Here is a 22,130-nt window from a genome sequence, read left to right on the forward strand (position 1 = left end):
CGCGATGTACGCGTTTCGGCCCGTCACGCCAGGAGACCTGGATCTTGTCTGCCGGCACAGGCACGAGATGTTCAAGGCGTCGGGCCGGTCGGACGAGGTTCTGGCGCCCATGACCGCCGCCTTCCGGCCGTGGCTGGAGCCGCGCCTGGCGAGCGGCGCCTACTTCGGCTGGATCGCCCTGGCGGACGACGCGCCGGTCGCCGGCCTGGGGATGATGGTGATCGACTGGCCGCCCCATCCTTCACATCCCGAGCAGGGGGAGCGCGGCTACGTCCTCAATGTGTTCGTCGAACCCGGGCATCGCGGGCGCGGCCTGGCCAAGGCGCTGATGGAACTGGCGACCGACGAGGCGCGCCACCGAGGGATCGCCTACATGGTCCTGCACGCCACCCAGATGGGCAGGCCCCTGTATGAAGGTCTGGGGTGGCGAGCGAGTTCGGAGATGACCCTCTCGCTCTGAGGGCGGCTGGACGAAAGGCTCGGCGCCGGCGAACCGAACGGGAGCAGCCGCAAAGCCCCCCTAGCCCAGGGCGAAATCCATCGCCGCCTCGGCGTGCGCCAGGGTGGTGTCGACCACCGGCAGGGTCAGCTCGTCAGGGGAGATCAGGAGCCCGATCTCGGTGCAGCCGAAGATGACGCCGTCGATCCCGCGAGCGCGGCCGATCATCTCCAGCACGGCGGCCTTCGACGGAGGGCGGATCAGGCCCTGGCACAGTTCGTCGTAGATGATCGCGTGCAGCGCCTGGCGGTCCGCCGCCTCCGGCACGACCGCGTCGATCCCGCGGGCGGCGAGACGATCGCGGTAGAAGTCCTTTTCCATGGTGAAGCGGGTCGCCAGCAGCAGGGGGCGGCGGGAGCCGACTGCTTGCAGCCGGTCCGCCGTCGCGTCGGCGATGTGCAGCACGGGGGCGTCCACCGCCGCCTGCACCGCATCGGCCACCAGGTGCATGGTGTTGGCGCAGATCAGGATCGCCTCGGCGCCGGCCGCCTGCAGCCGGCGGGCTTCCTCGGCCAGCATCAGCCCCGCCGCCTCCCATTCGCCCTTCGCCTGCATCTCGGCCAGCGGGGCGAAGTCGATGGAGACGATCACCAGGCGCGCCGAATGCAGCCCGCCCAGCCGCTCGCGCGCCAGCCGGTTCAGGTGGGCGTAGTAAAGCGCCGTGCTCTCGGCGCTCATGCCGCCGATCAGGCCAAGGGTGCGCATGGGTCAGGTCTCCTCGGCGCGGACCTTAGGCGCCGCGCCGAGGAGACGCCAGGGCCTAGCCGCGCCGTCCGCGTCCGCCGGGGCGGATCGGCGGCGCCACGCCTGCGTCCAGGCGGCCGCCCCTGCCGCGGGGCGGGCCGCCCCGCGGCGGCCCGCCCCACGCCGGGGTCTCCGTCCTGGCCTGTCGACGAGCGATGATCTCACGCGCGCGGTCGGCGGCTGAAGCCTGAGGCATGGCGGCCTCAAGGGCCATGAGGCGTCGGACGAAGGCCTTCGCCTGCGCCGCCCGCTCCGGCGGCGCGGGCGCGATGCGCACCGGGATGGACGCGCGGCCCATAGCCCAGGCGGCTTCGATCAGTTCGGACCATTCCGGGCCCAGCCGCGGCAGCGCCCAGGCCGTGGCCGCCTTTTTCGAGGCGACCTCGCCCGTCTCCAGCGACTGCAGCATCCGGCACCCCAGGGTGACGAAGAAGGCCCACAGCCAGTTGCGGTCGATCTCATAAGCCTCGTCCGCCCAGATCGGCGCCTTGCGGCGGATGACGCTGCGGATCTCCGCCTTCAAGGCCGCCGGCGTGACCGGCTCGATCAGGGCGCGGGGATCGGGTCCGGCGAGCACCACCCCCTTCTCCCGCGTCACCCAGCGCACGACCTCGGTGTTGTCGTGCTCCGAGCGCCAGAGCTCGTCGCCGCCGTTGTCGTTGAACAGCACCGGATAGCAGGTCGGACCAGCCAGCCCGGTGCCCCGGTCGATCCAGTCGGGAGCGCGCGGCGGCTCGCCTGGCGGATCGAGGGGCCGATCCGACTTGCGCCGCAGGACGGCGGCCGGAAAATACGACCCTTCAAGCCGTTCGCCCCAGAAGGTGGGACGGCCGTGAAGGGCCTTGTGCAGGGCTTCGAGCCCGGTCAGCTCTTCAGGGGAGACGTCGCGGCGCATGACCACGATGAAGTCGGCGTCGCTGGCCTCGTCAGCGTCGCCGACGGCGAACGAGCCCTGCAGATAGGCGCCGACGAAGTTGCCGCGCAGGACCTCGCGGGCGCCGGCGATGAGGTCCCTCAGAACCTCGTTGAGTTCGGAATAGGGGGTGGGCTGGCGCGCAGGCGCGCGCAGGCCTTTGAGTTTCGGCATGTGAGAACGATCCAATCAGGAAGGCGCGGCCGCCGCCTCAGAGGCGGGGCGCAGCAGTCAGCGTGCGGCGAGCTTCAGCTCAGCCGACCTGGCGCAACCGTCCCTGATTGATCGTACACACGAGGTGCAGGCTCCCGATTGAGGCCCGCAGACGCTACCACACGTTGCGGTCCTGGCAAGCCGGCTACAGCGCCGCCTCGACCGCGCGGATCACCTCGCCGTCCAGCGGTTCCGTGCGCGGCCCGAAGGCGCGGATCAACTGGCCGTCGCGGCCGATGAGGATCTTGTGGAAGTTCCAGACCGGAACCGCCGGCTCGCCCAGACGCGCCTCGGCCCACTTGTAGAAGGGATGGGCGCCATCGCCCTTCACCTCAACCTTGGCGGTCATCGGGAAGTCGACCGAGAAGCGCGTCTGGCAGAAGTCCTTGATCTCGGCTTCGGTCCCCGGCTCCTGGCCCATGAACTGGTTGCAGGGCGCCCCCAGCACCACCAGTCCCCTGTCCCGGTAGTCGGCGTAGAGCTTCTCCAGGCCTTCGTACTGCGGCGTCAGCCCGCACTTGGACGCGGTGTTCACGACCAGCACCACCTTGTCCTTGAAGGTGGACAGCGGCAGGTCGCCGCCGTCGATGGACTTGAACGCGTAGTCGTAGGCGGAACCGGCCATGTGCGAACCTCCGTGGGCGAGGCCAGCTTAGGCCCGTTCCGGAGCGGACGGAACCGGGCTCAGCCCGCCAGCCCCTGCTCAACCGCCAGGGCCAGGTCGAGGGCGCGGGTGGCCTCGGCGGCGGTGACGATGGGCCTGGGCGCCTCGCCTCGCACCGCGGCCAGGAAGCAGGCGACGCTGGTCGCCAGGGTGTCCTGCGCCGCCGGCGTCTCGGCGAAGCCGGGGTTGAGCGGATAACCGGTGGAGTTGTGGAAGTCGCGGGTGAGGAAGTCGATCTCCAGCTCGCCGGAGGGATAGACGATCTTCATCTTGCGCTTCCGCATCTGCGCCATGCGCGAGACGTCGAACTCCGCCGTGAAGCCGTCGTCGAAGGTGACCTCCGCCCGGGCGGTGTCCCAGGTCCCGCTGGCGGCGATGCGTCCCTCCCCTTCGGCCGTGACCGGCTCGGCGGCCGACAGGGACAGCGCCAAGTCGAGATCGTGGATCATCAGGTCGAGCACGACCGAGACGTCGAGGCTGCGCTCGGAGGGGGTGCCGTGCCGCACCGCCTCCAGCCGCAGGGGCTGCTCGGGGATGTCGAACAGGCCCATGGCCTGGAACAGCACCCGCTCCTGGTGGCCGCAGGCGACCACGAGCCCGCGGCGCGCGGCCTCGGCCTGGAGCGCCTCGGCGTCGGCGACGCTGACGGCGATCGGCTTTTCGATATAGACGTGACGGCCGGCCTTGATCGCGGCCAGGGCCTGTTCGGCATGGAACGGCGCGGGCGAGGCGATGGTCACCACGTCCACGGCCTCCAGGAAGGCGTCGAGGTCGGCGAACGCCCGCCCGCCGAGGGGCACGGCCAGGGCGGCGGCCCGCTCGGGATGCGGATCAAGCACCGCCGACAGGGTGACGCCGGGCAGGCTCGCGTACTTCCGCGCATGGTGTCCGCCGAAAACACCCGCGCCGATGACGCCGCCCCGCAAGGTCTCGACCATGAATCGCTCCGTTCCTGATGGGCGCCTTACATCCCCGAGCGCCTCGACGCCACCCGGGCGTGGCGAGTTAAACAATCGTTCAAGCCGAAATGCGGCACAGGAGGAGACCCCATGACCACCTCGCGCGAAATCCGGCTGAAGAGCCGGCCGGTGGGCCTGCCGGCCCCCGCAAACTTCGAGCTGGCCACCGTCGAACTGCCGGCGCCGGGGCCTGGCGAGGTCCAGGTGCGCAACACCTGGATGACGGTCGATCCCTACATGCGCGGGCGCATGAACGACGTGAAGAGCTACACCCCGCCCTTCCAGCTCGGCGAGGCGATGCAAGGCGGCGCCGTGGGCGAGGTCGTCGCCTCCAACGCCCCGTCGCTCAAGCCGGGCGACCTGGTGCAGAGCATGTTCGGCTGGCGCGAGGCGTTCAACGCCCCGGCTGCGGCGGTGCAGAAGCTGGAGACGCACGGACTGCCGCCCCAGGCGTTCCTTGGCGCGGCCGGCATGCCGGGCCTGACGGCCTACGTCGGCCTCCTGCGGATCGCGGCGCTGAAGGAAGGTGACGTGGTGTTCGTGTCCGCCGGCTCCGGCGCCGTCGGTTCGATGGTCTGCCAGATCGCCAAGCTGAAGGGACACAAGGTCATCGCCTCGGCCGGCGGGCCGGCGAAGACCGCCTTCCTTCGCGACGAGCTCGGCGTCGACATCGCCATCGACTACAAGGCCGAGCCGATCGGCGAAGCCCTCGCCAAGGCCGCGCCCGAAGGCGTCGACGTCTACTTCGAGAACGTCGGCGGCGAGCACCTGGAGGCGGCGCTGGCCTGCGCCAATCCGTTCGCCCGCTTCGCCCTGTGCGGCATGATCTCGATGTACAACGCGACAACTCCTCCCGCGGGACCCCGCAACATCGTGCTGGCGGTGGGCAAGAGCCTGCGGCTGGAGGGGTTCATCGTCTCCAACCACGCCGACATGGCCCCGGCCTTCCAGAAGGACCTGGCGGCCTGGCACGCGGCCGGCAAGCTCAAGTGGAAGGAGACCGTGTTCGAAGGGATCGAAAAGGCGCCGGACGCCTTCCTCGGCCTCTTCAAGGGCGAGAACTTCGGTAAGATGCTCGTGAAGCTCGCCTGAGCCTTCGCGCCGCCATTGGCCAGCCGGGCGCGGCGGGCTAAGATTCGCCATCCCCGAACCCGGAGCCTGCTTTGACGCGCCTGTTTAGCGCCTACGTGATTGTCGACTGGAGCGCGGCCGCCAAGCCGGCGACGGGCGCCGATTCGGTCTGGATCGGGGTGATGAAGCGCGACGTGCGCTTCCGCCTGACCTTCGAGGCCCACAACCCGGCGACCCGGGCCGAGGCCGAGAAGAAGCTGATGGCCGTGCTCGACGACCTGAAGAAGCGCGGCGAACGGGCGCTGGTGGGCTTTGACTTCCCCCTCGGCTTCCCGCGGGGCTTCTCCCAGGCGCTGAACCTGCCCGGCGAAGCGCCCTGGCGCGCGGTCTGGGACCAGCTCGACCGGATGGTCAAGGACAAGGCCGACAACACCAACAACCGCTTCGGCGTGGGCTCGGAGCTGAACCGGCGGCTTACGGGCGGCCCGTTCCCCTTCTGGGGCTGCCCGCCCAAGGACGCGCTCACCACCCTGCAGCCCAAGCGGCCGCGGGCCCATGGGCCCGACGACCTGCCCGAGTTCCGCCATGCCGACCTGGCGGCCAAGGGCGCGGCCTCGATCTGGAAGCTCTACTACAACGGCTCGGTCGGGGGGCAGGCGATCCTGGGCGTCCCGGCCGTGCGGCGGCTGAAGCTGGCGCGCGGCGAGGCGATGAAGGTCTGGCCGTTCGAAACCGGCTTCAAGGCCCTGGCGCCCGCCGACCTGGAGGGCGTGGAGGTCGTGGCCGCCGAGGTCTACCCCTCGCTGCTGAAGACCCAGGCCGGCGCCGGCGAGGTGAAGGACATGGCCCAGGTGCGCGCCCTGGCCGAGCACTTCGCCCGGCTCGACGAAGCCGGCAAGCTCGCTGACCTGTTCGCGGCGCCCAAGGGCCTGTCGCCCGAGGGCCTGGCCGAGGCCGAGCGCGAGGAAGGCTGGATCCTGGGCGCCTAGAGCGGGCGCAGGCTCAGCCGCCAGAACCGCGTCAGGAGCAGGCCGGCCGAGATCAGGCTGGCGGCTATCACCGCCCAGACAAGCCCCATGATGCCCAGCCCCTTGGGAATGGCGAGCCACCAGGCGAGCGGCATCATGATGACGATGTAGCTTGTCAGGTGCGTCAGCGTCGGGACCAGCACGTCGCCACGGGCCCGCAACGCCTGGGCGATGACGACCTGCAGGGCGTCGGCCAGGAAGAACAGGCACGACAGCACCAGGGCCGCGGCGGCCATGGCCATCACGGTGGCGTCCGTGGTGTAGGCGCGCACGATGACGCCGGCGGCCGGCCAGATCGCCAGGGAGATCAGCAGCCCGAAGACCGCGGTGACCGAAAAGCCGATGGCCCCGGCCCGGATCACCGCCTCGCGGTCGCGTCCGCCATAGGCGCGGCCGACCAGCACCGCCGTGGCGGTGGCCAGGCCCAGGGGCACCATGAACACCAGGGCCGCGACGTTGAGCACGACCGTCCAGGCCGCCACCGCCAGTCCGCCGATCCAGCCGGCGATCACGTTCAGCGAAGCGAAGGCGGCCACCTCGAAGAAGTTGGACGCCCCGGCGCCATAGCCGATCTGGCGCTGAGTGCGCTCGGCGGCGCGGTCGCGGGGCGGCCGGGTGAAGACGCCCAGGTCCCGGGCCTCCTTCATCGCGGCGATGTAGGCCAAGAGGCCGACCAGCAGGAAGGCGCGCGCGCCGAAGGTCGCCCAGGCGGCGCCGAGCGCCCCATGCGCCGGCAGGCCGAACGCCCCAGGCACCAGCAGCAGCAGGAGCACGACGTTGACGACGTTGGCCCCCCACATGATCAGCATCGCCGGGGTAGGCTTCGAAAGCGCCTCCAGCCAGAAGGTCGCGGCGCACGAGACCACGTAGGTCGGCAGCGACAGGGAGAAGATCACCACCACCGGCGCAGCGCCGGCTGCCAGGGCCGGCTCCAGCCCGATCATGTGCATGCCCGGCGGCCCGAGGATCGCCAGGACGGCCATCGAGGCCAGGCCGATCCAGGCGCCATAGACCATGCCCCGGCGCAGCACCGCCCCGGTCTCGGTCCGCCGCCCTTCGCCGATCGCCCGGGCGGTCATCACCTGCACGCCGGAGAGCAGGCCCACGGCCATGGTCAGCACCACCGAGGTGGGACCCCAGGCGAGCGCATGGAAGCCGAGTTGCTCGGCCGAATAGCGACCCACGACGATGGCGTCGGTCAGGCCCATGGTCATGATGCCCAGGCGCGCGAGCACCACCGGCCCGGAAAGCTTCAGGAGCTCACCGAGTTCAGTGCGGACGATGCTGGGGCGGCCTCCGCGGGGAGAGGACGCCTGGGCCGTGCTGGCCATGAGGGTCACCGATGTCAAAGAGGCCGGCGAAGGTGGCGCCGCCTCGCCGGTTCGGCAAGAACGGCGTTCGTTTCCGCTGTAACTTCCCGTTCAGGGTGACCGGCGGAGCACAGCCCCGCTAGACCGCCACCCGGGTCAGGTCGGCGCGCTCGCCCTTCAGCTTTTCGGCGACGAGGAACGCCAGTTCCAGCGCCTGTTCGCCGTTGAGCCGCGGGTCGCAGTGGGTGTGATAGCGGTCGGCGAGGTCGCCCTCGGACAGCGCACGGGCGCCGCCGAGGCACTCGGTGACGTTCTGCCCGGTCATCTCCAGGTGGACGCCGCCGGGATGCACGCCTTCGGCCTTGGCCACCTCGACGAAGGTCTTCACCTCCGAGAGGATGCGGTCGAACGGCCGCGTCTTGTAGCCGTTGGCGGCGGTGAGCGTGTTGCCGTGCATCGGGTCGGTGGCCCAGACCACGGCGCGGCCGGCGGCCTTGGTCGCGCGCATCAAGCGCGGCAGGCGGTCGGCGACCTTCTCGTGCCCGAAGCGGCCGTAGAGCGTCAGCCGGCCCGGCTCGTTCTTGGGGTTGAGCACATCGATCAGGCGCAGGAGGTCGTCGCCCTCCATGGTGGGACCGCACTTCAGGCCGATCGGGTTCTTGATCCCCCGGAAGTACTCCACGTGGGCCCCGTCGAGCTGGCGCGTGCGCTCGCCGATCCAGACCAGGTGGGCGGAGGTGTCGTACCATTCGCCCGAGGTGGAATCGACGCGGGTCATCGCCTCCTCGAAGCCCAGCAGCAGGGCTTCATGGCTGGTGAAGAACTCCACCCGGTGCAGATCCGAATGGGTCTCCGGCGTCACCCCGATGGCGGCCATGAAGGTGAGGGCTTCGCTGATCTTCTCGGACAGCTCGCGGTAGCGCGCGCCCTGCGGGCTGTCGGCGACGAAGCCCAGGGTCCAGCGGTGGATGTTATAGAGGTCGGCGTAGCCGCCCCCGGCGAAGGCCCGAAGCAGGTTCAGGGTGGCCGAGGACTGTGCATAGGCCTGCAGGAGCCGGTTCGGGTCGGGCGTGCGCGCCTCGGCCGTGAACTCCATGCCGTTGATGATGTCGCCGCGGTAGGACGGCAGGGTGACGTCGCCTTGCGTCTCCACGGGCGAGGAGCGCGGCTTGGCGAACTGGCCGGCCATGCGGCCGACCTTCACCACCGGCTTGCCGCCGGCGAAGGTGAGCACCACCGCCATCTGCAGGATCAGGCGGAAGGTGTCGCGGATGTTGTCGGCGTGGAATTCCTTGAAGCTCTCGGCGCAGTCGCCCCCCTGAAGGAGGAAGGCGCGTCCGGCGGAGACCTCGCCCAGCAGCGACTTCAGACGCCGCGCCTCGCCGGCGAACACCAGCGGCGGCATGCCACGCAGGGTGTTCTCCACCCGGCTCACCTCGGCGGGATCCGGATAGTCGGTGGGCATGTGCAGCCCCGGCTTGCTGCGCCAGGAAGCCGGCGTCCAATGTTCGCTCATCGTCTTTAACTCCGCGCGCGCCGTGACCCGGCGAGCAAAACCGGCGCCATCTACCCCGATATGGGGGCGGGCGTCGACGGTTGCGTGACCGAGGCGGCGCTGCGGCGCACGGCGCTCGCCGGCGGCTGGCGCTCGACGGCGAAGGCGAATGCGGCGACCACGCCGCCCAGACAGACCCACCACTCCTGCCAGACGCCGAAGCTGACGGCGGCGAACACCAGATAGGCGACGGCGCTCGCCGCGCCGGCGGCGACGCCCAGGTCCGGCGCCCTGCGGCTCATGCGCAGGAACACCGCCGCCCAGAAGGCGGCCGCGCAGACCGCGCCCACCAGCCCGAGCTCCAGCCAGATCTGCAGGGCCGCGTCGTGCGGATGAAGCTTGATCCCCGGCGCGAACATGCGGCTCGCGTCGATGCCCCAGCCTCGCAGCGGATGGTCGCCGATCCACCGCACCGCATGGCTCCAGTAGCCCATGCGCTGGGACCAGGAGAGCGGCGCCGCCGCCTCCAGTTTCTGGTAGAGGCCGCTGGCCTGGGCGGCGACGACGACGCTGGGCGCGCCAAGGAAGAACATGGCCGCCCCGGCCGCCAGGATGCGCGGCGCGATCCTCGGCCAGGCCATGACCATGCCCCCCGCCGCCGCGGCCAGGACGATCGCCAGCAGCGGGGCGTCGTAGCCGAAGACCACGCTGGCGGCGAGAAGGCCGCCCATCATCACCAGGCCCAGGACCTTCGGCGCGCCGACGCGCAGAGCCGCCAGGGCCGCCGGCGCGCAGAACAGCGCCAGGACGAAGGTGCCCTGGGCCACGTTCTTGGCGGCGAGGTCCGGACGGGTGGGATCGCCGATCAGCCGGCGCAGGGCCTGGTAGACCACCGCCCCGCTCGCGGCCTCGACGAACAGGACCGCGCCCAGGCCCGCCATGCCCCAGGCCAGGACGAACAGCGCCCGCCGCCGCCCAGCCGGATCGGCCTCGGCCGCGGCGCGGATGAGCGCCCAGACCAGGATGGCCTCGGCCAGCATCTTGACCGCGATCCATTCCTCGAACCGCTCGGGCCGGTGCGGCGTCCAGAAGATGGACACCACCGCCCAGGCGATCATGGCCAGGGCCGGCGCCATGGCCGGCAGGTGGCGCGCCTCGGCCTTCAGGGCGCCCAGCGCCAGCAGCCCGCCCAGGGCGGCGAGCGGGGCGAAGCCGAGCGGCGCCAGCCATCCCAGCAGGGGCGCCAGGGCCGCCACGAAGGTGAGGACGCCGCCGAACCAGGCCGCGCGGCGCGCGTCGATCCGAGGATCGAACGCGCTCGTCATGCGGCCGCGCCCAGCTCCTGCGGCAGGTACTTCTCACGCATGGTGACCAGTTCCTCGGCCAGCGTCGGGTGAACGGCGCAGGTCTGGTCCCACTGGGGCTTGGTGACGCCCATTTTGATGGCGATCGCGGCCATCTGGATGATCTCAGGGGCGTCTGGGCCGACGATGTGGCAACCCACCACCTTCTGGGTCTCGGCCTCCACCACGAGCTTGATCAGGCACCGCTCGCCCCCGCCGAAGAAGGTGTACTTCATCGGCCGGAAGCGGGAGAGGTAGATGTCGACCTTGCCGAGGGCGTGTCGCGCCTCGGCCTCGGTCATGCCCACCGCCCCCACAGGCGGCTGGGAGAACACCGCCGAGGCCACCAGCTCGTGGTCGAAGCTGGTCGGCTTGTTGTTGAACTCGGTGTCGGCGAAGGCGTGGCCCTCGCGGATCGCCACCGGGGTCAGGTTGATCCGGTCGGTGACGTCGCCCACGGCCCAGATCGAGGGCACGTTCGTTCGCGAATACTCGTCCACCACCACCGCCCCGTTCTCGGACAGTTTCACGCCCACGCTCTCGAGGCCCAGCCCCGCCGTGTAGGGCGCACGCCCCAGGGCGAACATGACGAGGTCGGACTCCAGCTTCGAGCCGTCGGCCATGTGGCTGACATGGCCGTTCGCGGTCTTTTCGATGCTCTCGTGCTGGCAGCCCAGGATCACCCGGATGCCGCGCCGCTCCATCTCCTCGGCGATGTGGGCCCGCACGTGGTCGTCGAAGCCGCGCAGCACGTTGGGCCCGCGGTGCACCAGGGTGGTCTGCACGCCCAGGCCGTTGAAGATGCCGGCGAACTCCAGGGCGATGAAGCCGCCGCCGGCCACCACGATGCTCTTGGGCAGGGTCTCCAGATGGAAGGCCTCCTCGGAGGTGATCGCGTGCTCCACCCCCGGCAGCTCCGGCTTCCACGGCCGGCCGCCGGTGGCGATCAGAATCCGCTGGGCGGTGATGCGGCGACCGGACTTCTCCAGCTCCACCGTGTGGGCGTCGACCACATGGGCCCGCTCGTGCGCCAGCTCGGCGCCGGCGTTCTGCAGGTTGGTCACGTAGATCCCCGACAGCCGCGCGATCTCCTTGTCCTTGGCGGCGAGGAAGGTCGGCCAGTCGAACCGCGCCTCGGATGGGCTCCAGCCGTAGCCCTCGGCGGTCTGGAACTGGTGCGAGAACTCCGAGGCGTAGACCATGAACTTCTTGGGCACGCAGCCGCGGATGACGCAGGTGCCGCCCACCCGGTACTCCTCGGCCACGGCCACGCGGGCCCCGCTCATCGCCGCCACCCGGGCCGCGCGCACGCCGCCGGAGCCGGCGCCGATGACAAAGAGATCGTAGTCGTAGTCCGCCACGCGGGCCTCCTTCAGGGTTCCAGCGTCACCACGCCCTCCGCCACGCCCACCAGGGCCTGGTCGGCCAGGTCGAGGAACAGTCCGTGATCCACCACGCCGGTCACGCTCTTCAGCGCAGCGGCGAGGGCCGAGGGCTCTTCGATGCGCCCGCACGGCGCATCATAGATGAGGTTGCCGTTGTCGGTTCGCACGGGGGCGCCGTCGCGGACCCGCAGGCGCGGGGCGACGCCGATGTCGCATTCGGCCAGGGCGTCGCAGATGCGCAGGGCCGTGGTCTCGTGCCCGAAGGCCACCACCTCGATCGGTAGGGGAAACCTCCCGAGGATGGGCACGCGCTTGGCCGCTTCGGCGATCACCACGCAGCGGCGCGAAGCCTCCCACACCAGCTTCTCGCGCAGCAGGGCCGCCCCGCCGCCCTTGATCAGCGACAGGCCGGGGCCGATCTCGTCGGCGCCATCGACGGTCAGGTCCAGTTCCCGCACTTCGCCCAGTTCGGCCAGGCGCAGGCCCAGGCTCGCGGCGAGGTCGGCCGTGGCCTGGGAGGTGGGAACGCCGGTGACGTCCAGCCCCCGCGCGGCGAGCGCCTTGACGAACCAGGCGGCGGTCGAGCCGGTGCCCAGGCCCACGACCATGCCGGACTCCACGAGGGCTGCGGCCGCTTCGCCCGCGGCCTTCTTCTGCGCTTCGGCGTCCATTCGTCCGTTCACCCCCGCTCGCACATGCCGCGCACCCTCGGCCAACGGCCGCAGATAGGCCATAGCCCGGTCGGGCGGGAACCTATTTCTTCGCCCTTCTGGCCTGTTTCATGGCGCGGAAGCGCGTCGCCCAGCCGGGCTTCTCCACCTGGGTCGAGCGTTCCAGAGCCAGGGCGTCGGGCGCCACGTCCCGGGTGATCACCGAGCCCGAGCCGGTGTAGGCCCCCGCTCCGATCGTCACCGGCGCCACCAGGGCGGTGTTGGACCCCACGAACGCGCCTTCGCCCACGTGGGTTTCGTGTTTGTCGAAGCCGTCGTAGTTGCAGAAGATCGTGCCGGCGCCGAGGTTGGCCCTGGCGCCGACCGTTCCGTCGCCGAGATAGGCCAGGTGGTTGGCCTTGGCGCCAGGCCCGACCTTCACCTTCTTGACCTCGACGAAGTTGCCGATGTGCGCCTCCTCGCCGATGTCCGCGCCGGGGCGCAGGCGCGCATAGGGCCCGACCAGGGCGTTCGCGCGCACGATTGCGCCTTCCAGGTGGGTGAACGCGCGGATCACAGCACCGGCCTCCACGGCGACCCCCGGCCCGAAGACGACGAACGGCTCGATCATCACGTCGGCGGCGATCTGCGTGTCCCAGGAGAAGTGGACCGTCTCCGGGGCGGCCATGCGCACGCCCTCGGCGAGGAAGCGGGCGCGGGCGCGCTTCTGGAACTCGGCTTCTGCGGCGGCGAGCTGGGCCGGGGTGTCGGCGCCCATCACCGCGGCCTCGGGGGCGAAGGCGGCGCGCACCACCGCCCCGTCGCCCACGGCCAGGCCGACGATGGCGGTGAGGAAGTACTCGCCCTTGGCGTTGTCGTTGGTGACCCGCGAGAGCCAGGCGAACAGGTCCGCGCGGCCGGCGCACAGCATGCCCGAGTAGCAGGCCTTCACCGCCCGCTCCTCCTCGTTGCAGTCCACCGGCTCCACGATCCGCAGGACGTGGCCGTTGGCCTGGATCAGGCGTCCGTAGAGCAACTGGTCGGCGGGCTCGAAGCCCAGCAGGGCCAGGCCCGCGCCCTCCCCGCGCATGGCGAACAGCGGCTCCAGGTCCGCTGCGGCCAGGAGCGGGCAGTCGGCGTTGGTCACCAGCACGTCCCCGTCGAAGTCGGCCAGGGCCTCACGCGCCGCCTGCACGGCGTGGCCGGTGCCCAGCGGCGGGTCCTGCACAACCACGCCGGCCTCGCCCAGCCGTGCGATCGCGGCGGCGCGCACCGGCGTGGGGCCGGCCCCGACGACGACCACCACCCGCGCGCAGCCGGCGGCCTGGACGGTGTCGATGATGCGGTCCAGCATCGAGCGGCCGCCCACCTTGTGCAGGACCTTTGGCGTCGCCGACTTCATCCGCGTGCCATGGCCGGCGGCGAGGATGACGGCGGCGCGGGGCCGGGCGGGGCTGGCGGTCATGGGCGGCCTTTCGGGTCGGGCTTCGAGTCAGGACGGCGTTGCAATCTTCCGGCGTTTAGCCGAAACGGCGAGCGCTTTCGACGGAGCTTGCATGACCGAGACGGACCTTTCGGCCCTGAAGGGGGCGGTCATCGCCTTCGACCTGGACGGGACCCTGGTGGACACCGCCCCTGACCTGATCGGCACCTTGAACGTGCTGCTGGCGGCCGAGGGCCTGCCGCCCCTGCCCGTGCTGGAGGCACGGCCATTCATCGGCTACGGCGCGCGCCGGCTCCTCGAGCGCGGCTTCGAGGCGGCGGGCGCGCATCTAGCGCCGGAGCGGCTGGACGTGCTGTTCGAGCGCTTCATCGAACACTACAACGCCAATATCGCCGCCGAGAGCCGCCCCTTCCCGGGCGTGATCGAGGCGCTGGACACCCTGAAGGGCGCCGGGGCGCGGCTGGTGGTCTGCACCAACAAGCGCACCGACCTGTCGACCAACCTGCTGGACGCCCTGGACATGAGCCGGCGCTTCGAGGCGATCGTCGGCGCCGACGCCGCCCCGGCGCGCAAGCCCGATCCCCGCCACCTGACCACCGCCATCGCCGCCGCCGGCGGCGCCCTGCCCCGGGCGGTGATGGTCGGCGATGCCGCCACCGACGCCGGCGCGGCCCGCGCGGCGGGCGCGGGGCTGGTCCTCGTCAGCTTCGGCTACACCGACATTCCGGCCGAGGAACTGGGGGCGGACGTGCTGATCCACCACTTCGACGATCTGGCCGAAGCCTGCGCGCGCCTGCTCCGCGCTTGACCCTTGCGGCGCGGGCGCCAGCGGGTTATAGGCGCACCCCTTCCGGCGGATGTGTAGCTCAGCGGGAGAGCACCTCGTTCACACCGAGGGGGTCACAGGTTCAATCCCTGTCGCATCCACCACTTTTCTCCAAGCCTTTCAAACGGTTGAGACTTCTCCCCATCGAGGGGGCGGAAGTGGCCATTTGTGACACCACGGTGTGTCACCACGGACACCTCGAACCGTCCGCAAACCGTTGTGGAAGAAGGGATTCTGGCCATCCGGCCTGTAGCACCGGCGTGTATCACCAAGCCCCTGCTTCGCAGTCGGCCACCACGTCGCCTAAACCGTCTCGGAACGGTCAGCCTTCACCGTCGAGACGGTCGCCATCGGCTCCACGACGCACATCCGGCCTCATGGTGCGGGGAACGATCTTCTATCTTCGGGTAAAGGTGCCCCAGCATCTCCAAGCTCGGCTCGGGCGAACGCATCTCTGTCGATCATTGGGCACCGGCAGGAGGTCGGTCGCGATTCGTCAGGCTCGATTGGTCGCCGCCGATTTCGAGCGGGCCTTTCAGGGCGATATTCAAGCGTTGCCGAAACGCCCCCAGATCGCTCAGGAGGCCCCGCGCCACGATTGGACGGACAATCCCGCCCCTGCCCCTCCGAGGCCGCCGGAGAAGACGCTGCGCGAGCTTCTGGCGATCTTCCTCGACGATCCAGTGAAGGAACGAGGACACAAGGTGCGGGCGATCTACAACCACACCATCCCCATCGTCGGCGAGGTGCTGGGGATGGATACGCCGCTGCGCTCCATCGACCGTGAAGCCTGCCGCCGCTTGCTGGACATGCTTCGGTGGCTACCAACCAACAGCAAGAAGCGGTTTCCGAAGCTGACCGCTGTTCAAGCGTCGGATATGGCGAAGGCCAAGAAGCTCACCTCGACGCTGGGCTACGCGGCCATCAACTCGTATCTGAAATGCCTGTCGGCCCTGATGAACTTCGCGTTGAACGAGGGCTACATCGACCGCAACCCCGCAAAGGGACTTCGCGTCGTCGATCCGAGACACCGCCGCGACCGGCGCCTCCCGTTCTCGAACGACCAGCTTCGAGCGATCTTCAACGCGCCGCTCTATCGCGGCTGTGTGGACGACGAATACGGCTACGCCGATGTCGGCCCTGCGCGCCCCCGCCGCGCGCGCTTCTGGGTGCCGCTGATCGCGCTCTTCAGCGGGATGCGAATGAACGAAATCTGCCAGCTTGATGTTGCCGACATCAGGCAGGTTGATGGTGTGGATTGCTTCCTCATCACGAGCCGGTCGAGCGGCGGCGGCGACGACAAGAAGGTGAAGACCTCGACGAGCGAGCGGTTCGTCCCCATCCATCCGCGTCTGACCGAGATCGGCTTCATGGACTTCGTGGATGAGCGTCGTCGAACTGGGTCGGTGAAGCTATTTCCCGAACTTCCGTTCTCGACCACGGGCTACTACTCCGACCCGTTCTCCAAGTGGTTTAGGCGGTTCATTCACAAGGCCAAGGCGAACGGCCCGAAGACCTGCTTTCACAGCTTCCGACACTGCTTTCGAGATGCCCTTCGGGAAGCGCGGATCGACCATGATGTCGCCCTCGCATTGGGTGGCTGGTCATCCGGCACCGGCACCGAGGGCACGCTTACCGCCGAGGCATATGGTCGAGGGTTCCGCTTGAAGACGCTGTTTGAGGCGATGGAGCGCGTGGACTACCCGAATCTCGACCTATCCCACCTCATGCCGAACCATAGCCCGCCACCGGCGGGCTAACGCCCGAGCCGAGCTTGGAGATGCTGGGGCACCTTTACCCGAAGATAGAAGATCGTTCCCCGCACCATGAGGCCGGATGTGCGTCGTGGAGCCGATGGCGACCGTCTCGACGGTGAAGGCTGACCGTTCCGAGACGGTTTAGGCGACGTGGTGGCCGACTGCGAAGCAGGGGCTTGGTGATACACGCCGGTGCTACAGGCCGGATGGCCAGAATCCCTTCTTCCACAACGGTTTGCGGACGGTTCGAGGTGTCCGTGGTGACACACCGTGGTGTCACAAATGGCCACTTCCGCCCCCTCGATGGGGAGAAGTCTCAACCGTTTGAAAGGCTTGGAGAAAAGTGGTGGATGCGACAGGGCCAAGGCAGAGCCGCGTTCATAACGGTCTTCCCACGATCCGATCTCATCGTCGCTGACCGTGGTGATCGAGGTGGTGTCGTCCGTCATGGCGCCTCCGGTGCTGATGGTGTGAGCCGGTAGCCATCGAGTTCGGAGCGGGTCAGGTCAACGGTGCGGGGACGGCTCTTCAACCGTCGTCAGGCCGTCAGTTCGCCAGCCAGAACATCGTCGCTTCGTTCTGGTCGTCGAAGTGGAACTCGGCGATCCCGCGTTCGGTGAGCACGCGACGGAACCACCTGTGCTGGGTGTGATGGCAGCACCAGTTCTCCGCTGCGATCCGACGCTGATCGTCGATCCGGTCATCGAAGTTGATGTTCAGGTCGATCCGGTGTGGTGCGACGAAGGGCGCGGAGGGCTTGTTCATCAGGCCGCCACCTCGTCGTCATGGCGGCGCCCGAAGAGGATCATCAGGACGCGCAGCGCAGTGATCCAGCGGCCCTCGGCGGTCAGTTGACGCACGACGGTCAGACCTGCGGAGTCGGACACACCGCCGCCCATGGCGATGTAATTCGGGCTGCGCGCGCAGTAGTGGGTCGAGAAGAAACGGGCGGATCGGGCGTAGCCTTTTCGCGCCAGCAGGTCGTAGATTTCGTCGTCCATAGGTCTCCCAGATAGGTCCGTTGATCGGGAGAAGATGTGCCCGATAGTCCTATTTATCTGGGCAGTTAGGTTTGCTGAGCACCGTCAAAAGATATGGATATTCGGCCCCCTGCCGTGGGATAAATAATGATCGAGGCGGCTCTGCCGCGACTACCACTTACATCTCTCAGGGGGCCGCCTCGGCGGTCATATATGCGGACCCGACCGCAACGCTGGTCCGCCGTGAGTTTGAAGCCCGAGGTCAGCGCAGGCGAAGAGAGCGCACATGGGAAGGGGATCGGTCCCCGCCGCCCAGACGATCAGAAATGGTCGGCGCGTATTGTGGTGTCGCGCAGGCAAAACAGAAGTCGTGGTCCCCCGAAGCCGAGTTGGAGCCACGGCGACATCGACGCGGTTTGAAGAGCGTCGATGTGCGTCAGCCCGCTTGGTAATCGGCGGCTGGCAACCGTTTCGATCCACATGGTGATGAAGCAAGCAGTCTGGCCCCGTCATGGGGGCGGCGGATGACCGCCAGTCAGCCCTTCACGGCGGAGTTGGTGATGAGCAATCCTGCGTGGTTCAAAGATGCGCTGGTTTGGGAAAAGAGCCGTGCGACCGGTTTCCTTCAGGCCCGAAAGAGGCACCTCAAAAAGCATGAAGACATCCTCGTCTTCAGCCCCGGCACTGTCGTGTCGGGGAAGGGCCACCAAACGGCCCGCAATATGACCTACAACCCGCAAGGGTTGGTCGAACTTGAAAGGCCGGTTCGCTCCCGCAACGGAAGCAAGACGGGCGGCGCCCAGTCCTATTTGGGCGGCCACAACACCCTGAGCCCCGTCTACCGGCCTTGCTACATCAAACCCAATGTCAACAGGAACGGCGAGGCCAACACTTTCAACGGCAAGGCCATCATGGGCGATGGCCGCAACCAAACGCATACGAACTTTCCGACTTCCATCCTGCGTTTCGCCTCGGAGACTATGCCGGTTCACCCGACGCAGAAGCCGCTCGAACTACAGTGATAGCGAATTCCGCGAGAATGACCCGAAGTGGGCCCGCACTCGGCGTGCCGGTGGGCCGAACCGGTGGCTACGAGACGAGACCTCAGGCGCGAACCGCGGGGCCAGACCAGTCCCGCTGCCCTCGCCGGCCCTCAGTCCAAAGGATGAAGGGAGCCAGCCCTTTCCCCTTTCCCCGATCTCGCTCCCGGCAGGCAGGTCGCGGCCTGCTCCGCTGTCCCCGATCTTTGCAAGCCACCCGTCTTCCAGCGCCGGCTTCTCGACGGCGGCATCGCCGGCTCGATCGATGTCCTACCGCCCCGAGCAGCCGGCGACTCCCAAAGAGGTCAGTCGACAGGAGTCCTCAACTCGGGCCCCGCGCCGCAGGATATGGATCGCCGGCCGTCAGCCCGGTGAGTTGGACCCTTCCCGGACGGAGGTCTTTCAGCGGGGACCTGACGGCAAGCTCGGCGCCGGGCGCGGCGTAGTAGGACACGCCCCGGCAACTGGCGCTGTAGGGGATCCAGGCGTCCGGCACCCGCGGGTCGTAGCGCCAGCGCTCCTTGCCGGTCCCCGCATCCAGGGCGATCAGGATGTTCTTGGCCGAGCACAGATAGAGGCTGTCGCCGACCTTCAGCGGCGTGGTCTCGGCCGCGTACATGCCCTTCGCCGTCTCGCTCGGCAGGTCGCCGGTGTGGGCCAGCCAGACGCGCTCGAGACCATCGACGTTCTGCGGCGTGATCTGGCTCAGCGGCGAGTAGCGGCGGGCGCTGTAGGCGCCGCCATAGGCGGGCCAGTCGGCGCCAGGCTGCATCGGCGAAGGCTCGCTCATGGCCAGGGTGGCCGGAGGCAGGGGGCGCGGGTCCATCTCCGGCTGGGCGACGGCCACCATCAGGCCTCCGCCCAGCAGCACCACGACGAAGGCCGCCGCGACGCCCAGGGCGCCGACCCGGTGCGGCCGGGCCGTCGTGAGCGCCGGCGTCGCCAGGAGCACCAGCACCATCAGGACCGACGGCGCGACCACCCGCGGCAGCAGGCCCCAGCCGTCCAGGCCGCTCTCCCAGACCGCCCAGGCGAGCGTGACGCCGTAGAGGATGAAGTAGGTCCAGGCGCCCAGGGGATTGCGCAGGATGAGCAGGACGCCGGAGGCGACGAGCGCCAGTCCGGCCAGGAGGTAGTAGAGCGATCCTCCGACGAGCGCGAGCCACGCCCCGCCCGCCGTCAGCACCAGGCCGATCAAGCCCAGCACCGCGCCGAGCAGCCGAACGGCCCATGCGGTCGCGCGGCCCCTCGCGCCGTTGTGTTGCGGCGCCATGCCCCAATCCTTCGTATGTGCCTGCGAGGCGACTAGAACAGTCCGCCGCCGGCTTGGTTCCACCAGGGGGAAGCTGCATCGCCGGCCATGCGGGAGAGCCGTCCGCGTGAGCGCCTAGCGCCCGGCGGCGGCCCGCGACTGGGCCTTGGCCGCGCTTTCGGACGGGATGGTGTCGCCCACGGCGCCGCCGGGCTCGCCATACTCCGGCGTCTGGCCGGCGGGACCTCCGCCGACCGAGGTCGGCTTGGGCATTTCACCGGAATCGGGATCGGCCAGCGACACCTCGCCCGCCGCCCCCTCCGCCCCTTCCGGGGGCGCGGCGTCGCACGCGCTAAGGCCGAGGGCGAAGGCGCCCAGCAGGACCGCTGCGGTCACGGTCGAATGACTTCGCTGCATGTGGATCTCCTTCCCGGAAAGCCGACCCTGGGGCCGGCAGGTCGAGCCGGCTAACGTCGCAGCCGCTCCCAGGTTGCCCCGCGGCGGGAACCTTGCCGTGCGGGCGCGGTTTGCCCCTGGACCCCGACAACGGTTGAAGGCGCATGTCCCGCCAGGACGCACTCGGCGCAGCGGCGCAAGCGATCTGGACCCCCTATTGCGGGGTCGCGCCCGGCCCGGGCGAGATCCTGGTGCGGTGGAATCTCGATCCCTGGCTGCTCGCCGTCGCGGCGGCGGCTGTGGCGTGCTGGATCTGGGCCCGCCGCCGCGTCGCTCTGGACGGCCGTCTGATCGGCTTGGCCGCCCTTGCCCTGGCGATCGGCTTCGTCTCCCCCCTATGCGCCCTGAGTTCGGCCCTGTTCAGCGCCCGGGTGGTCCATCACGCCCTGCTGGTGGCCGTGGCCGCCCCGCTGCTCGCCTTCGGCCTGCCCGCGAGCGGGCGGGGGCCCTCGCTGGCCGGAGCCGCCGGGCTGCATGCGGCCGTCTTCTGGCTCTGGCATGCGCCGGCGCCCTACGCCTGGGCCCTGGGCCACGACGGGGTCTACTGGCTGATGCAGGCCAGCCTCCTGGGGACGGCCCTCTTGATGTGGCGCGCAGTCCGCCGTTGCTGCGGCCTGGCCGCGGCGGCGGCGCTGCTGGCGACCATGGTGCAGATGGGCCTTCTGGGCGCGCTGATCACCTTCGCCCCCGCCCCGCTCTATGCGCCGCACCTGACCACCACCTGGGCCTGGGGCCTGAGCCCCCTGGCCGACCAGCAGCTGGCCGGACTGATCATGTGGGCGCCGATGGCCTTGGCCTATCTTCTGGCCGCCCTGGCCATCGTCGGCCGCAGCCTGTCGTCCCCCCGGGCCGAGGCGGCATGATCGTCGAGTCCGTCCGCCGCTGGGCCCGCGGCCACACCCGCGAACGCCGCTACTCGCCCGTCGGCGTGACGTTCCACTGGACCGTGGCGGCCCTGATCCTGTTCCAGCTCTGGTGGGGCTGGCGCACCGGCCGGCTGCCGGTGGGGGCCGACAAGCTCCAGGCCTACGAGATTCACGCCCACGTCGGCCTCTTGATCTTCGTGCTGACCCTCCTGCGGATGGGCTGGCGGCTGATGGTGCCCGGTCCCATCAACGACGCGGACAAGCCCGGCTGGCAGAGCACGGCGGCCCATGCGACCCACTACGCCCTCTACGCCGTCCTTCTGGCGCTGCCGATCAGCGGCTGGGCGATGATCTCGGCCACCGCGCCGGACCTGGAGCTCAAGCTTGGCGGGCTGGTCGCCTGGCCGCACCTGCCGCTGCAGGACCTGGCGCCGGAGACACGCTGGCGGATCGAGACCTGGGCCGAGGTCGTCCACGCCGCCGCCGTGGCGGCCCTGGTGGTGATCATCCCCTTGCACGTCGGCGCCGCCTTGAAGCACGAAGTCGTCGACCAGGACGACGTGCTCAGGGGGATGCTGCCGGGCCTGAGGCCCCTGCGCCGCCTGCTGCGGCGGGTGTGGAGCGCAGCTGCGCCGCATAGCGCGACACCGCCGCGGCCTGGGCCGGGCTCAGGCGGCGGCTGATTCCCAGCATGACGCCCTGCGGATCGTTGCGCCGGCGGCTCTCGCGCCAGTGCGTCATCTGCGCGGCCAGATAGCCGGCGGGCTGGCCGGCCAGGGGCGGGTTGCCCAGGCCCGTCCCCTGCCCCTCCGCGCCGTGGCAGTCTGCGCAGGCCGGTGCGCCCGCCTGCGCCAGGCCGGAATGGTAGATCAGCCGGCCCTGCGCCTCTGCTACGGCGGCGCCCTCGGCCGGCGACCAGGGCAGGCTCCCGTAGTATTCCGCCACCGCCTGCCGCTCCTGGCCGTTCAGGGCCTTGGCGATCGCTTCCATCTGCGGGTGGGCCCTGCGGCCGTCGGCGTAGTCCTGCAGCTGCTTGACCAGATAGCCGGCGGGAAGGCCGGCCAGACGCGGCGCAAGCTCGCCGTCGCCCTCGCCGCCCAGTCCATGGCAGACGACGCAGGCCCGCCGCGCGCCGGCGTCGCCGCCGCTCAGGGCGATCAGTTCGCCGGTGGCAGTAAACGGGTCGCGCACGCGCTCGGCCGTGCATCCGGCGAGCGCGAGAGCCAGCACCAAGG

Annotated in this window: 23 protein-coding genes and 1 tRNA gene; 9 read left to right on the forward strand and 15 right to left on the reverse strand. The window is 69.8% G+C overall.

Going from position 1 to position 22,130, the window contains the following annotated elements:
* Nucleotides 1-4: 4 nt before the first annotated feature.
* On the forward strand, nucleotides 5-460 hold the full coding sequence (locus tag ACK4YQ_RS10420) for a GNAT family N-acetyltransferase (RefSeq protein WP_409611061.1): 456 nt from the start codon (nucleotides 5-7) through the stop codon (nucleotides 458-460).
* Nucleotides 461-520: 60 nt separating this feature from the next.
* Here the strand turns inward: ACK4YQ_RS10420 and ACK4YQ_RS10425 are convergent, their stop codons facing one another.
* The 4 genes from ACK4YQ_RS10425 to ACK4YQ_RS10440 form a co-directional block, all read right to left on the reverse strand.
* The gene (locus ACK4YQ_RS10425; protein WP_409611063.1) at nucleotides 521-1,204 is read right to left on the reverse strand and encodes an aspartate/glutamate racemase family protein; all 684 of its coding nucleotides are present in this window, start codon (nucleotides 1,202-1,204) and stop codon (nucleotides 521-523) included.
* A 55-nt stretch (nucleotides 1,205-1,259) separates the two neighbouring features.
* A complete protein-coding gene (locus tag ACK4YQ_RS10430; protein ID WP_409611065.1) occupies nucleotides 1,260-2,330 on the reverse strand; it encodes an aminoglycoside adenylyltransferase domain-containing protein in 1,071 nt (356 codons plus the stop codon).
* Nucleotides 2,331-2,514: 184 nt separating this feature from the next.
* Complete coding sequence (locus ACK4YQ_RS10435) at nucleotides 2,515-2,994, reverse strand: glutathione peroxidase (protein ID WP_409611067.1); 480 nt, start codon at nucleotides 2,992-2,994, stop codon at nucleotides 2,515-2,517.
* 59 nt (nucleotides 2,995-3,053) lie between these two features.
* Nucleotides 3,054-3,971, reverse strand: a complete 918-nt coding sequence (locus ACK4YQ_RS10440) for a Gfo/Idh/MocA family protein (protein WP_409611069.1) — start codon at nucleotides 3,969-3,971, stop codon at nucleotides 3,054-3,056.
* Nucleotides 3,972-4,082: 111 nt separating this feature from the next.
* Here ACK4YQ_RS10440 and ACK4YQ_RS10445 point away from each other — a divergent pair, with 111 nt between their 5' ends.
* Together ACK4YQ_RS10445 and ACK4YQ_RS10450 are read left to right on the forward strand one after the other, a co-directional pair.
* On the forward strand, nucleotides 4,083-5,084 hold the full coding sequence (locus tag ACK4YQ_RS10445) for an NADP-dependent oxidoreductase (protein ID WP_409611071.1): 1,002 nt from the start codon (nucleotides 4,083-4,085) through the stop codon (nucleotides 5,082-5,084).
* A 71-nt stretch (nucleotides 5,085-5,155) separates the two neighbouring features.
* On the forward strand, nucleotides 5,156-6,052 hold the full coding sequence (locus ACK4YQ_RS10450) for a cobalamin biosynthesis protein CbiG (RefSeq protein ID WP_409611073.1): 897 nt from the start codon (nucleotides 5,156-5,158) through the stop codon (nucleotides 6,050-6,052).
* Here ACK4YQ_RS10450 and ACK4YQ_RS10455 read toward each other — a convergent pair.
* The 6 genes from ACK4YQ_RS10455 to glmU form a co-directional block, all read right to left on the reverse strand.
* Nucleotides 6,049-7,440, reverse strand: coding sequence for an MATE family efflux transporter (locus ACK4YQ_RS10455; protein WP_409611075.1), 1,392 nt, complete (start codon nucleotides 7,438-7,440; stop codon nucleotides 6,049-6,051). The genes ACK4YQ_RS10450 and ACK4YQ_RS10455 overlap by 4 nt on opposite strands.
* 100 nt (nucleotides 7,441-7,540) lie before the next feature.
* Nucleotides 7,541-8,917 carry a class II 3-deoxy-7-phosphoheptulonate synthase gene (locus ACK4YQ_RS10460; protein ID WP_409611077.1) on the reverse strand — a complete coding sequence of 459 codons (1,377 nt, stop codon included), beginning with the start codon at nucleotides 8,915-8,917 and terminating at the stop codon, nucleotides 7,541-7,543.
* A 50-nt stretch (nucleotides 8,918-8,967) separates the two neighbouring features.
* Nucleotides 8,968-10,221 (reverse strand): O-antigen ligase family protein, encoded by a 1,254-nt coding sequence (locus tag ACK4YQ_RS10465; protein ID WP_409611079.1) that lies wholly within the window; start codon nucleotides 10,219-10,221, stop codon nucleotides 8,968-8,970.
* Nucleotides 10,218-11,600 (reverse strand): glutathione-disulfide reductase, encoded by a 1,383-nt coding sequence (gene gor, locus ACK4YQ_RS10470; protein ID WP_409611081.1) that lies wholly within the window; start codon nucleotides 11,598-11,600, stop codon nucleotides 10,218-10,220. The genes ACK4YQ_RS10465 and gor overlap by 4 nt, the downstream gene beginning before the upstream one ends.
* An 11-nt stretch (nucleotides 11,601-11,611) precedes the next feature.
* A complete protein-coding gene (rpiA, locus tag ACK4YQ_RS10475) occupies nucleotides 11,612-12,295 on the reverse strand; it encodes a ribose-5-phosphate isomerase RpiA (RefSeq protein WP_409611083.1) in 684 nt (227 codons plus the stop codon).
* An 82-nt stretch (nucleotides 12,296-12,377) separates the two neighbouring features.
* On the reverse strand, nucleotides 12,378-13,739 hold the full coding sequence (gene glmU / locus ACK4YQ_RS10480; protein WP_409611085.1) for a bifunctional UDP-N-acetylglucosamine diphosphorylase/glucosamine-1-phosphate N-acetyltransferase GlmU: 1,362 nt from the start codon (nucleotides 13,737-13,739) through the stop codon (nucleotides 12,378-12,380).
* Between the two features lie 91 nt (nucleotides 13,740-13,830).
* Between glmU and gph the strand changes: the two genes are divergently transcribed.
* From gph to ACK4YQ_RS10495, 3 genes are all read left to right on the forward strand, one after another.
* Nucleotides 13,831-14,526, forward strand: coding sequence for a phosphoglycolate phosphatase (gene gph, locus ACK4YQ_RS10485; protein ID WP_409611087.1), 696 nt, complete (start codon nucleotides 13,831-13,833; stop codon nucleotides 14,524-14,526).
* A gap of 47 nt (nucleotides 14,527-14,573) precedes the next feature.
* A tRNA-Val gene (locus ACK4YQ_RS10490) sits at nucleotides 14,574-14,648 on the forward strand.
* 273 nt (nucleotides 14,649-14,921) lie between these two features.
* Nucleotides 14,922-16,304 carry a DUF6538 domain-containing protein gene (locus tag ACK4YQ_RS10495; protein WP_409611089.1) on the forward strand — a complete coding sequence of 461 codons (1,383 nt, stop codon included), beginning with the start codon at nucleotides 14,922-14,924 and terminating at the stop codon, nucleotides 16,302-16,304.
* Nucleotides 16,305-16,847: 543 nt separating this feature from the next.
* On the opposite strand, the gene ACK4YQ_RS10500 is transcribed toward ACK4YQ_RS10495, so the two are convergent.
* Together ACK4YQ_RS10500 and ACK4YQ_RS10505 are read right to left on the reverse strand one after the other, a co-directional pair.
* The gene (locus ACK4YQ_RS10500) at nucleotides 16,848-17,066 is read right to left on the reverse strand and encodes a hypothetical protein (RefSeq protein ID WP_409611091.1); all 219 of its coding nucleotides are present in this window, start codon (nucleotides 17,064-17,066) and stop codon (nucleotides 16,848-16,850) included.
* The gene (locus ACK4YQ_RS10505; protein ID WP_409611093.1) at nucleotides 17,066-17,302 is read right to left on the reverse strand and encodes a hypothetical protein; all 237 of its coding nucleotides are present in this window, start codon (nucleotides 17,300-17,302) and stop codon (nucleotides 17,066-17,068) included. Before ACK4YQ_RS10505 ends, ACK4YQ_RS10500 begins: the two co-directional genes overlap by 1 nt.
* A gap of 503 nt (nucleotides 17,303-17,805) precedes the next feature.
* Between ACK4YQ_RS10505 and ACK4YQ_RS10510 the strand changes: the two genes are divergently transcribed.
* Nucleotides 17,806-18,303 carry a hypothetical protein gene (locus tag ACK4YQ_RS10510; RefSeq protein ID WP_409611095.1) on the forward strand — a complete coding sequence of 166 codons (498 nt, stop codon included), beginning with the start codon at nucleotides 17,806-17,808 and terminating at the stop codon, nucleotides 18,301-18,303.
* A 340-nt stretch (nucleotides 18,304-18,643) separates the two neighbouring features.
* On the opposite strand, the gene ACK4YQ_RS10515 is transcribed toward ACK4YQ_RS10510, so the two are convergent.
* Nucleotides 18,644-19,594 (reverse strand): hypothetical protein, encoded by a 951-nt coding sequence (locus tag ACK4YQ_RS10515; RefSeq protein ID WP_409611097.1) that lies wholly within the window; start codon nucleotides 19,592-19,594, stop codon nucleotides 18,644-18,646.
* Between the two features lie 114 nt (nucleotides 19,595-19,708).
* Nucleotides 19,709-19,990 (reverse strand): hypothetical protein, encoded by a 282-nt coding sequence (locus ACK4YQ_RS10520; RefSeq protein WP_409611099.1) that lies wholly within the window; start codon nucleotides 19,988-19,990, stop codon nucleotides 19,709-19,711.
* 143 nt (nucleotides 19,991-20,133) lie between these two features.
* Here ACK4YQ_RS10520 and ACK4YQ_RS10525 point away from each other — a divergent pair, with 143 nt between their 5' ends.
* On the forward strand, nucleotides 20,134-20,892 hold the full coding sequence (locus ACK4YQ_RS10525) for a cytochrome c oxidase assembly protein (RefSeq protein WP_409611101.1): 759 nt from the start codon (nucleotides 20,134-20,136) through the stop codon (nucleotides 20,890-20,892).
* Complete coding sequence (locus ACK4YQ_RS10530) at nucleotides 20,889-21,578, forward strand: cytochrome b (protein WP_409611103.1); 690 nt, start codon at nucleotides 20,889-20,891, stop codon at nucleotides 21,576-21,578. The genes ACK4YQ_RS10525 and ACK4YQ_RS10530 overlap by 4 nt, the downstream gene beginning before the upstream one ends.
* Here the strand turns inward: ACK4YQ_RS10530 and ACK4YQ_RS10535 are convergent.
* On the reverse strand, nucleotides 21,460-22,125 hold the full coding sequence (locus ACK4YQ_RS10535; RefSeq protein ID WP_409611105.1) for a c-type cytochrome: 666 nt from the start codon (nucleotides 22,123-22,125) through the stop codon (nucleotides 21,460-21,462). The genes ACK4YQ_RS10530 and ACK4YQ_RS10535 overlap by 119 nt on opposite strands.
* Between the last annotated feature and the right edge of the window lie 5 nt (nucleotides 22,126-22,130).

This window comes from Phenylobacterium sp., from assembly GCF_046291545.1.
GTDB lineage: Bacteria > Pseudomonadota > Alphaproteobacteria > Caulobacterales > Caulobacteraceae > Phenylobacterium.